The organism is Flammeovirga yaeyamensis (genome assembly GCF_018736045.1).
Classification (GTDB): domain Bacteria; phylum Bacteroidota; class Bacteroidia; order Cytophagales; family Flammeovirgaceae; genus Flammeovirga; species Flammeovirga yaeyamensis.
The window spans coordinates 405870-417750 of sequence record NZ_CP076132.1 but is presented as its reverse complement, the minus strand read 5'-3'; the positions used below and the strand labels follow the sequence as shown (position 1 = coordinate 417750).

9 protein-coding genes are annotated in these 11881 nt (G+C 34.6%); 5 read left to right on the top strand and 4 right to left on the bottom strand.

All coding sequences use genetic code 11. The annotated features are described in order from the left end of the window. Positions 1 to 3: 3 nt before the first annotated feature. The 4 genes from prmA (at position 4) to prfA (ending at position 8416) form a co-directional block, all read left to right on the top strand. Entirely contained in the window at positions 4 to 822 is an 819-nt protein-coding gene (gene prmA, locus KMW28_RS01555; protein WP_169664777.1) for a 50S ribosomal protein L11 methyltransferase, read from the top strand. Between the two features lie 122 nt (positions 823 to 944). After that, positions 945 to 6335, top strand: coding sequence for a hypothetical protein (locus KMW28_RS01550; RefSeq protein ID WP_169664778.1), 5391 nt, complete (start codon positions 945 to 947; stop codon positions 6333 to 6335). A gap of 12 nt (positions 6336 to 6347) precedes the next feature. Next, positions 6348 to 7223 (top strand): toxin-antitoxin system YwqK family antitoxin, encoded by an 876-nt coding sequence (locus tag KMW28_RS01545; protein ID WP_169664779.1) that lies wholly within the window; start codon positions 6348 to 6350, stop codon positions 7221 to 7223. A gap of 119 nt (positions 7224 to 7342) precedes the next feature. Beyond that, positions 7343 to 8416, top strand: coding sequence for a peptide chain release factor 1 (gene prfA, locus KMW28_RS01540; RefSeq protein ID WP_066210718.1), 1074 nt, complete (start codon positions 7343 to 7345; stop codon positions 8414 to 8416). 59 nt (positions 8417 to 8475) lie between these two features. Here prfA and KMW28_RS01535 read toward each other — a convergent pair whose 3' ends face one another. Genes KMW28_RS01535 through KMW28_RS01525 form a run of 3 tightly spaced genes read right to left on the bottom strand, consistent with a single transcriptional unit; the run spans position 8476 to position 10015 of the window. Beyond that, positions 8476 to 8886, bottom strand: a complete 411-nt coding sequence (locus tag KMW28_RS01535) for a response regulator (RefSeq protein WP_066210720.1) — start codon at positions 8884 to 8886, stop codon at positions 8476 to 8478. A gap of 10 nt (positions 8887 to 8896) precedes the next feature. Next, positions 8897 to 9742, bottom strand: a complete 846-nt coding sequence (locus KMW28_RS01530; RefSeq protein ID WP_183363952.1) for a sensor histidine kinase — start codon at positions 9740 to 9742, stop codon at positions 8897 to 8899. Positions 9743 to 9760: 18 nt separating this feature from the next. Continuing rightward, complete coding sequence (locus KMW28_RS01525; RefSeq protein ID WP_169664781.1) at positions 9761 to 10015, bottom strand: hypothetical protein; 255 nt, start codon at positions 10013 to 10015, stop codon at positions 9761 to 9763. A gap of 226 nt (positions 10016 to 10241) precedes the next feature. On the opposite strand from KMW28_RS01525, the gene KMW28_RS01520 reads away from it, so the two are divergent. After that, entirely contained in the window at positions 10242 to 10976 is a 735-nt protein-coding gene (locus KMW28_RS01520; protein WP_169664782.1) for a shikimate dehydrogenase family protein, read from the top strand. Positions 10977 to 11036: 60 nt separating this feature from the next. Here the strand turns inward: KMW28_RS01520 and KMW28_RS01515 are convergent, their stop codons facing one another. Beyond that, entirely contained in the window at positions 11037 to 11795 is a 759-nt protein-coding gene (locus KMW28_RS01515; RefSeq protein ID WP_169664783.1) for a hypothetical protein, read from the bottom strand. Positions 11796 to 11881: the final 86 nt, after the last annotated feature.

Here is an 11881-nt window from a genome sequence, read left to right as displayed (position 1 = left end):
ATAATGAAATACACGGTCATCAAAGTTAAATGTGAGGAAGAATTGAGCGAGGTTCTTCAAGCGATTCTAGGAAATGTTGGTTTCGACGCTTTCTTAGAAAATGAAACTGGTTTTGAAGCTTCAATAGAAAGCACATTATACCAAGAAGAAGAAGTAAATGAGGCGTTGAGTTTTTTTGATGATCAAATGACTTACAGCATTGAGGAACAAGAAAAACAAAACTGGAACAAGCTATGGGAAAGTCATTACAATCCAGTAGAAATTTCTGAAGATTTACAAATACGTGCTTCTTTCCATGAGAAAGATCCAAAGTACAAGTACGAAATCATTATCACTCCAAAAATGTCTTTTGGAACGGGGCATCATGCAACAACTACATTGATGCTTAGAAACCAACTTTCTATTGATCATAGTGGTAAAAATGTAGCCGATTTAGGTTGTGGTACCGGCATACTTGCTGTAATGGCTAAAATCCTAGGAGCCAAACAAGTAGATGCTTGCGATATTGAAGATTGGTCGTGTGAAAATGCACTCGAAAATGCTAAACTAAACAATGTTGATATTCGCGTTACAGTAGGTACTGTTAGTGAGATGGAAAAGCTGGATAAATATGAAATTGTCCTTGCGAACATCAATAGAAATGTCTTGTTAGAAGAGATGTCTACTTACCAAAGTCTTATTACAGATGGTGGACATTTATTACTTAGTGGTTTCTACTCAGAAGACCTACCAATAATTAAAGAAAGAGCTGCAGAATTTGGTTTAACCTATGCTTCTCATCTAGAAAAAGATAATTGGATTAGTGCTGTCTTTAAAAATTAAAGGACGTAAGTGCAATTTGGATTATTTTTTGCAATTTAAAGGTACAATACTTTAGGCTGTAACTGAAGTCACTTCACTTACAGCCTATATTTTCTAACAGAAGCCTACTTTTGATTCAAAAAATGATATCAAAATTCAGATATATACTTTTTCTTTCTATTGTTTCTTTCGTCATGATTGCCGCTCAAGACACTTTTGGTCAAGGCAAAAAAAAGAAGGTAAAAGAAGACAAAAACCAACACTTTAGGTTATTTGCAGAGTACGATAGCTTTTTAGTCGACCTCAATTTATACTTTGAGAAAGGCGTAAGATATGGTACCGATTCTTTGTACGACGATTTTGAGTCACATTGGCAAAACAATGTGATCGACGACACCCAAAAACAATGGATATATAAATCCACCAAAAGACTTCATAAAAATAGAATTGATTACAGAAGACAAGCAGCAGAGTACTACAAATGTATTATTGCATTTCTTGACTCTGGACAACGATTAAACCCTCAGTTCACCCGATTTTTAGAGATTGCCGACACGAGTTTATTGGCTTATTCTCCAAAGGTTACCCAAAACTTCTTCCGAAAATCTCATGTCTTCTTAAAAGACGGCTATTTAGAAAAATCAAAGTATACCAACATAAAAGTACAGGGAGGTAATTTCACTTTCGAACACAGACTTAGTGCTTCAGGTGCTATTGCTGAAGATATGTTGGTACAAGTGGAAGAAATACCTAAAGAGGAAACTCCTAAAGAAGATTGGTTTGGTTCCGATGAGGAAAATCAAGAAACTACCGAAGAAGAAACTTCTGATACAAATACTGAGCAAAGTGATGGAGAATATAGTTGGGATGATAACGATAGTAGTGATTCTGGTGAAGAGTACAGCTGGGATGACAACGACTCTTCTTCTGATTGGAGTTCCGACGATAGTAGTTGGGACAGTGGTGATAGCAGCTGGGATAGCGATGATGCATCCTCATCTGATTGGGAAGATTCTTGGGGTGGAGATGATAGCAATATCTCTGATTATGGAGAAGATACCAATAATGCAGATAGTTATGCCAACGGAACAGATTATGTAAGCGATTGTCCGGTGGATGTGATTGAAAATAGAGATTTTGATCCAGTTATAGAAGACCTTGCCGAAGAGGAAGGTCCTATGTTGAAAATTACTGAAGCAGATTTAATTATCACTACAAAGCATGATACCCTTTTACTTGAAAAAACAGTGGGTACTCTGCTCTTTCAATCAGATACTTTGATTTGTAGAGGTGGGCGTGTGTACTGGGAAAATGTAGGCTTCTCAAAAGATTCAGCTTGGACAGAATTACCTTATTTCTCTTTCGATACCCGTAATGCTCATATTGAAGCAGATCACGCAGAGATGTATTTCCCCTCTGTATTGGACACAATCGCTATTGGTGCTTTTACCTACAAAAGTGGACATTATAATCAATCTCCAGAAAAAGCTATTTATCCACAATTTATTAGTTATAACAACATCTATAAGTGGAATAATTTAAATGATCATATTGATTTTGAAGGTGGTTTTGCGTTAAAAGGAAGACATGTTGCCTCAAAAGCCATTTCAGGTTCATCAAGTCATTTAACTTATGCAAATGATACTTCAACAGTATTCACTATTGCATCAAGTAAAGCATGGCGTTTTTCTGATGACTATTCTAATATTCGTTCTAAATCAGGAGACCTAGTGGTTTATTATGCTAACGGAGATTCAATCACCCACCCTAGTGTAAACATGAGTCTATCATTAAATGATAGTCTAGAAAATGTATATTTCAGAAAAACTACAGATGTTTATCGCTTTAATCCATTTCAATTAAGTAATCAAAAAGTTGGTGTTCATGCTGATGCAATCACCATGAACCTTCAAGAAGACTCTTTGGAGTTCCGTATTACTGGAGGTGAAAAAGTAGTTCCTCTAATTGTAGAATCAGACGATTTCTTTCAAACTGGTTTCTTCAATAGAATACAAGGTTTTAAAAAGTTCCACCCTTTGGTTATGCTCGTGTCCTACTCTCGTAATCACAGAAAAGAGTGCTTTGGAATTTCTGAACTTTTAAATGGTACAGGTATTAATGAAGATCTTTTTAGAGAGAGTTTGCAAGCGATGTCTTTGGAAGGTTTGATCCAATACAATCCATATAGTGATATTGTTAAACTTACGGATAAGGCTTACCGCTACTATGATAGATACTATTTTGCTGCAAGTGAAAGAAGAAGATATCATTTAACATCAAGAATGAATTTCGATAATCTATCAATGGCTCAAGAAGAAATGCTATTGGATAGAGACTTTGATAATATCGCTATCGCAGGTTTATTTCCAGATAATCAGACGGCCAATGCAAGTTTATCAATGGACGATTCAACTGTCCTTGATGTAAAGAAAGTACCTTACTTCCCAATATCAGATTCTTTAAATGTTTATGCAGAACCCGATAGTAATGGAGTTCAAATCAATAGCAATAGAGAAATAGTTTTTGGAGGTAAGTTCGTTGCCGGTACTTATATTTTCAGAGGTAGAAAATTCATATTCAATTATGATAGCTTCTTAATCAAACTCTCGGAAGTCGATTCCATTAATTTTATTGTAGAAGATTCTGCTTCAGGTAAGAAAATAGAATCTCCTAACCCACTAGTGGAAACTGGTGGTACATTATTTATCAATAAATTATTTAATAAAAGCGGATTACTTGATATCTCAGGTTATCCTTCTTTTAATGCTAGATCTGACAGCAGCAAGGGTGGTAGAATTTTCTACGATAGACCTACTGTTTTAAATGGCGCCTATGATAGACGTATCGTTTTTGAATTAGATACTTTTACAGTAGATGCCTCTAAAATACACTCTGATGTTTCTTTTGATGGTGTTTTTAACTCTGGTGGTATCTTCCCTACTTTTAGAGATGAGGTCACCATGGATCAGCAATCGGGTATTTTCACTTTAGAAAGAGAAACTGATGCCGATCAGCCATGGTCGAACCCAAGAGGGTGGCCTGTTTACCTTAACCCTAAGTTCTTAAACTCAAAAGATTCAACAAAAGGAAAAGGTGATTTTGACGGTAAAATTACTTTAAACCACCGTGGTATTAGAGGTGCAGGAGAACTTCATTACTTAGGTAGTGAATTCAAATCTGATGATTTCATTTTCTATTCTGATTCCCTAACAACGACAGGTACTGCAGGTGTTATCGAATCGGAAGTTCACCCGAGAGTAACGATGAGTACCTACGACATGACTTGGTACGTAAATCGTGACAGTATGGCTTTCACAGGAACTCATGCAAGACCTTTTACTATTTATAATGATGATATTAAGTTTAGTGGTGAGCTAGCCTTAGTTCCAAGAGAGGTATTTGGTAAAGGTGAAATCGAAACAACTGATTCCTATAACCGTTCTGCCAATATTCACTTTAAAAAGGATATTTATATTAGTAGACACTCTAAGTTCTTAATCCATTCCGGTATAGATGGCGAACCTTCTATGTTAGGCAACGACGTTATGGTCTTAAGAAACATTGAAAAAAATATTGTCGATCTGCGAACGGAACAAAATTCCAATACCAAATCTGTTCTTACTTTCCCTTTTGTACAATTTGAAACATCAATTAATAAGGCGAAGTGGAATGTTGCAGATAAAAACATTGTGATGAACAGTGAGAACAACATGAAAGGTAAGTTTATTTCAACGAAGCCTGAACAAGACTCACTATTAATCAAAGGTGATTCTGCCTACTACGACTTGGTGGATAACAAACTTAACATCATCAATGTAGATTACATTGATATTAGTAATATTAGAGTGATTCTTGATTCTGCAAATCAAACTGTACATATCAAACAAAATGCTGAGATTGAAAACCTAGAAAACGCTACCATGATTCTAGGTAAATATTCTGAGTTAGATGATAAACACAGAATTTTTAATGCCTCAGTAAAACTTTTATCAAGTAAAAAATTAGAAGGTTCTGGAGATTACTTGTACAGAAACAATTTGGGTGAAGAAAAAATCATCAAAATTGATCGAGTTGTTGAAAAAGAATACTACAGCAATACGGCTCAAGAAAATACATTAGAAGCAAGAGCCTATGGTAAGATTTCTGTAGACGATCCTCTAATGTTCTTAGGTGGCTTAGAATACTACGGTAAGATTGGATTAACTGAAAGTAAAAGTGCAGCAAGGTTCAAAGATGGTAATGTTAGACTTGCCATGGGGGGAGACGAAAACAAATGGTTTAGTTATGAATCTAGAAATGACGATATCAATGGTGAGGAAGATACTATTGCTCATGTCATCATAGACAATACCATAAAATCTTCTGACGAAAATCTTCCTTTAATCACTGGCCTTTACTACGATAATCTTAATTACGCTATCAATAACTCTTTTATTGAAAGACCTGATGATTACAGAGCAGACAATATTAGAAAACTATTCGAAATCGAAGGACGTTTAACTTTCGATTCAAACGATGGTACTTCTCAAACGGGTGTTTATCATATCAAACCTGAGTATTACTACAAAGGAATGGAAGAGGATGAGGTTCTTGCTCCTTTCTTGGGTAATTTCATGTCGTATTCTCCAGAAGAAAAGAAAGTAGAGTTTAAAGGTAAATTCGAATTCATTGCCAAAGACGATAAGGCTAAAATAAATGTATTGAAAGCTGGAGTTGACGGAAGTGCTTATCATGGATTATCAGAAACTACATTAAACGCTTCTTTCGCGATTGGTGGAGTAAAACCTTCATCAACTGTATCAGCCAATATGAAAAACTTTTTAGCATCGAATGCTGAAAATGCGACAAGAGTAATTCCTGAAGATTACGATATTGAAGGGTTAGGAGAATTAAATCATCAGATTACCTCTCTTTTTGAACCTTCTCAAATTAAAGGTTATATGCAAGGAAAGAGTATCACTAACCTTTTATCTAATTACATTGTTGTTCTTGATAATGAAATGGAATGGAGTAGCGATTATGCTGCTTTCTATTCTACAAGTGATAATATGAAAGTGCTTTCTGCTTTTGGGGAATATATTAATACCAATATTAGTGGATTCATAGAAATCCCTAAAGAAGAGAACAGAGATGAAGGAGGAGAAGAAAGTGATGATGTAGTGAATATGTTCTTAGAAGGTCCTACAGGAACATGGTATTACATTCGTCTTCAAAACGAAGAAATGAGTATATTTAGCTCAAATAAAGAATTCAACGCCTTTTTAGAAAAACAAAAGGGTGTAACTTTGTCTACCCCAGATCAAACATCGGCCTTCTTAGATAGATTCTATGCCAATTATAGAGATGGGCAAATGCCTCCATCTAGATATACTGATGAATTAGACAAACAAATGTCTCCTGAAATTCCAGAAGAAGACTTCGGTAACGGATTTGAAGGTCTTGATGATGAAGGAGGAAATGATGATGAGGAAGAAGGAGGAAGTATGGATGAAATTCCTGTGGATGATGAGGAAGATGACGGGGACGACTTCTAAGCCTAATAAAGTATGATGTTAGTACATAAACGTATATTCTTTTTATGCTTCTTAATCTTGGGTATTACCTTAAATACTTTTGGACAAGATGATGAAGAAAAAAAAACAAAGAAGAAACCTTTGGTCGTTGAAATGGATTCCGTAAGCGAAGATGCACCAACAATTGAACTAAATCCTGGTGCACCCGATGAACAAGAGGTTGCTAAAAGAAAAAAGAAGAAAAAGAAAAAGGTTTTTTGGGGCATTAAAACCAAAAGAGCCTATACAAGAACGAATTCAAAAGGAAATACCATTTTTGAACTTTTCTTTATACTTCCTGAATATGAAGAGCCTAGTAAATACGCTCCAGTAAAGTATTTCTACAATCCTAAAGAGAAAAAAATTGAAAAGAAAACTGTTTCTAGACCTGAATACGGTTTTCCTTTACACGGTACCTATGTAAAAATTGTAGATAAAGATACGTTGACTACGGGGCAATTCTACAAAGGACTACTAACTGGGCGTTGGGTATGGTACGGTAAAGACAAAGAAATAAAAGATAAGAAGTTCTATTATATGGGATTTCCAAAAGAGTCAAAAATTCAATATTACGATTCAAAGCAAACAAAAGTCAAAGAAGTTATTCCTATTCAATTTGAAGAGAAAAATGGCATCTATCAATCCTTTTACGAAAGTGGAAGAAAAAAGGAAGTAGGTTCCTATAAATATGGAATGAAAATCGGTGATTGGACAGAATATTACGATGCTGTAGATAAAAGAGGAAGGCAACGAAAGAAGAAAATCACTAGGCATAGAAACAAAAACAGAGTGTATGATAAAAGCTACTCTGGTCCTGTAGTAAAATACGAATGGGATGAAAAAGGAAAGGTCTTAATTAAGAATAAATAGACTTTTCCAAGAAATGACCCGTATTTTTTGAGAATAATTATTTATAAATCATATATTCTCAACATGCTATACCCAAAAAAATACTACATTTGTAGAAAAATTAGAAGAGACGTAGAGAGATGTTAGATAAACTCGAAAAAATAAAATTACGCTTTGATCAAGTAAGCGAAGATTTAGTTAAGCCTGAGACAGTTTCTGATATGAAATTGTATGCTAAACTGAATAAAGAATATAAAGATTTACAAAAAGTTGTCGATAAATATTTTGAGTATAAAGCTATGCTTGAAGGTATTGATGAGGCAAAAGAAATATTAGAAGAAGAGAAAGATCCAGAGTTGCGCGAAATGGCAAAAATGGAGCTTGACGAACTTCAAGACGGTATTCCTACTATCGAAGAAGAGTTAAAGATGCTTTTAATTCCAAAAGATCCTAACGATTCTAAAAACGCCATCTTTGAAATTAGAGCTGGTGCAGGTGGAGATGAAGCTTCTATTTTTGCTGGTGACTTACTTCGTATGTACCAACGTTTTTGTGAAAGACACAAATGGAAGTTATCAATTACCGACTTTGTAGACGGTACTTCTGGTGGTTTCAACAAAATTGTAGCCAACATACAAGGTGAAGATGCTTATGGTATGTTGAAATACGAAGCAGGTGTACACCGTGTACAACGTGTTCCGGCTACAGAATCTCAAGGACGTATTCACACTTCTGTGGCTTCAGTTGCTGTACTTCCAGAAATGGATGATGTGGAAATCGAATTGAACATGTCGGATATCCGTCGTGACGAATTCTGTTCTTCTGGTCCTGGTGGTCAGTCGGTAAACACCACTTACTCTGCGATTCGTTTAACTCACCTTCCTACAGGTATTATTGTACAATGTCAGGATGAGAAATCGAAATTGAAAAACTACGATAAAGCACTAAAAGAATTAAAGTCTCGTCTTTATGCTATTGAAGAAAAGAAAAGACAAGAGGAAATTGGTGCGGAACGTAAATCAATGGTAGGTTCTGGTGCTCGTTCGGACAAAATTAGAACATACAACTATCCTCAAGGTCGTGTTACCGATCACCGTATTAACCACTCGGTATTTAACTTACCAATCGTTATGGACGGTGAGATTCAAGACTTTATCGATAGATTACGTATTGCTGATAATTTAGAAAAAATGGAAAATAGTGGTTTAGCTTAATCACTTATTTCTTGATATAAAAAAGGTGATTGCATTAAATTTGCAATCACCTTTTTCTTTTATACTTTTTGTTTCGACCTTACTTCTAAAACTTGATTCAACTGCTCTTCAGTTAAAGGTTTCGTTAAATATCCTTTTACGGTGGAATAGGTTAATGCTTTATCTTTATCATCTTTATTGGTAGATGTAGTAAGCATAAACAAAGTGATGTTTTCGGTAATTGATTTATCTAATTGATCAAATTCTTCTATAAACTCCCAACCATTCATTCTGGGCATATTAATATCTAATAGAATAATTTCAGGTAAAGGATATTTCTCTTTATCATATTCCTGAAGATACTCTAAACCTTTTTCTCCACTTAAAAGCATTGTACACTTTTCGGTGATATTAGCCTGTTCAATGATTAATTGATTAAAAAAGCTGATCGATTCACTATCGTCAATTAGAAGTATATTTTTTAAGAGCATTGCTATATATTTATTTTTTTGGTAGTGTAAAACTGAATGTACTTCCTTCACCATAAACCGATTCTACCCATAATTTCCCTCCACAGAGCTGTACTATTTTCTGACAGTTTGCAAGGCCTAAACCACTTCCTTTATAGATAGTTTCATCGGTATGAAGTCTTTGGAATACCTGAAATATTTTGTCTTTATGTTCCTCTTGAATTCCTATACCATTATCTTTTATATGAAATAAATAGGAACCTTCCTTCTCCTCAAATGAAATATCGATAATTGGTTTGTTATTATCCTTTTGATATTTCAATCCGTTTTCTATTAAATTTTGAAAGAGTAATCTAAGACCTATAGCACACCCTTCCACCTTAGGTAAATTTCCTATTCTTACCTCACCCTCTTTTTTTGTTATGATGCCCTGTAAATCTTTAACGATGTCGTCTAATGTTTCATTTAAGTCAACAGTTGTTACAACTATGTTAGTACCAAGACGAGAATGTTCTAAAATTCCCAGTATCATATTTCGCAATCTATTCGATGCTTCTTCTATATAGTTTAAGCATTTTAAGCCTGTTTCATCAAGAAGATCGAGATACTTAGATTTGAAAATACCGACAAAACCATTAATGGTATTTAGAGGTTGCTGCAAATCATGTGATGCGATATATGCAAATTCCTCTAATGAACTGTTTTTCTCTTTTAAATCTTTATTTTTCTGAGTGAGTTCAGATTTAACCTTTTTAAGCTCTGAGATATATTCATAGGTAATCATCACATGATCACTACTAAGAGGAGTGGCTTTTAGTATATAAGATCTCATAGCATGATCTTTATAAGAGAATTCAAACTCTCCTACTTCTATCACCTCATTTTTCTGAAGACATTAATAATACTTTTCAGGAAATCCTAACTCATAAATTCCAGGGAAGGTAGCTCTCAAGTCTTTTCCCACAAACTGTTTCATGTCCACGCCACAAACCTCAAGATTGGCATCGTTAGCCATAACGATATCAAAATCTCGATGTTTGCTATTAGTTAATTTAAAAACTACAATAGCAACAGAAAGACGGTCCACTAAATGATAAATATCTAAACTTTCATTCATTAAATACCATAAATTAGGTTCATGATTTGACAAACATCCTTTTGGGTTTAAGGATATGGATTGGGTTGTAAACTTTTAGTGTAATAATTTAAGATTAAGCAAATAAATATTTCCGGTGTAATATAAATTAATAATTTATCTACAGTATGTAACACAGTCAAAGAAGAAAAAAACTATAAATCATGGATTAATATTATTCTTCATCTGCTTAATTATATTAGATGAGTTTGTAACTTGCGGACTTAAAAATTATCTAGACATGAAAACTTACGGACTAATTGGTTATCCCCTCGAACACTCTTTCTCAAAAAAATATTTTACTGAGAAATATGAAAAAGAAGGTATAGAAGGGTGTCAGTATGAATTATTCGAATTGGAAAACATCAAACAGTTTACTGATCTTTTAACAGAAAATCAGCTAAATGGATTGAATGTAACCATTCCTTATAAAGAACAAGTAATACCTTTCTTAGATCGATTAGATCCTGAAACTGCAGGTAAAATTGGAGCAGCGAATGTGATTAAATTCGAAGAAGACGGTACGTTGACAGGTTATAATTCTGATTATATCGGCTTCAAAAATTCTTTAGAAAGCTTTTTACCTCACACTCAGTTTAAGGCTTTGGTTTTAGGTACTGGCGGTGCATCAAAAGCAATTAAAGCCGTTTTAGACGATTTAAAAATTCCTTTCTTATCGGTATCAAGAAATAGATCTGATGAGAGCATTGCTTATAGTGATGTTACTGAAGAAATCTATACAGCTCATACTTTAGTAATCAATACTACTCCATTAGGAATGCATCCAAAAGTGGGCGTAGCTCCAGATTTGCCCTATGAGTTTACTTCAGACAAACATTATTTCTTTGATGTAGTGTACAACCCTGCCGAAACTGAATTTTTAAAGATCTGCCGCGAAAAAGGTGGACACGGAATGAACGGTTTGGATATGTTGATTGGTCAAGCTGAAGCTTCTTGGGTGATTTGGAATAAATAATCTAATTTTTAAGATATATAAAAGAGTAAGTCGAATGATCGGCTTACTCTTTTTTTATTTTTAAAACTGCATATTTAAAGCTGAATACAACTGAAATAATGGTTGATTATCTCCATGATGTAAAACAGAATACTGTGGCTCAATAAAGAAATTACACACTGTTTTATTGATCTTGATGACTTTCCCTAGACCAATGCCTAATGGAACATTATAGGTTCCTTTTTCTAAATTAAAATTCCACGTAGGAGCACTTCTAAAGTAAACACCGCTTCCTACTTGCCAAAATGCAAAAGGTTGAAACGCTAAAATGTTGACATCCTCTCGGAGATCATCTCCTCCAACATCCGTTCTCCAAATCGCTAGTCCTCCTGCTTGAAATTGAGGTGAAAGACTTGCAAAGGCAACCGCAGCTGCACCTGCTGTCCATTTTCCAGACCCTAGAGTTGCATGTGTTGCTGTAGGTGCAGAAACAGATGGTCCAATACCCACTGATAATGTAGGTTTAGAAACTGCTAGATAAACCGCAAACAAATCAAAGTCTCCTAAGCCTGATGTACTCACTCCTGTTTCTGGATTTGAGTAAGTACTAAAAGGTAATGATACTCTCCATAATACCCTTCCTGTTGGTTTGGCAAATCTTAACCAATAAGTACTTGATGTTGCCTCGCTATTTCCTGATAAATTAGGAGAATAATATTGTTGTAGATTAAATGCTGTTATCTGAGCCAAAGGATTATTGGCTTGTGCTTTTTCCTCATCTGTTTGTGAAAAAACAGAGAATGAAACGAAAGTAAAAACGATAATAAATAGATTTTTCATAATTGAGAGATTAACCTTTTTGATGTTACAAATCTCTCGAAAAACCACCTCCAATAGTTTAGAGGATTACCCAATAGATACTTATA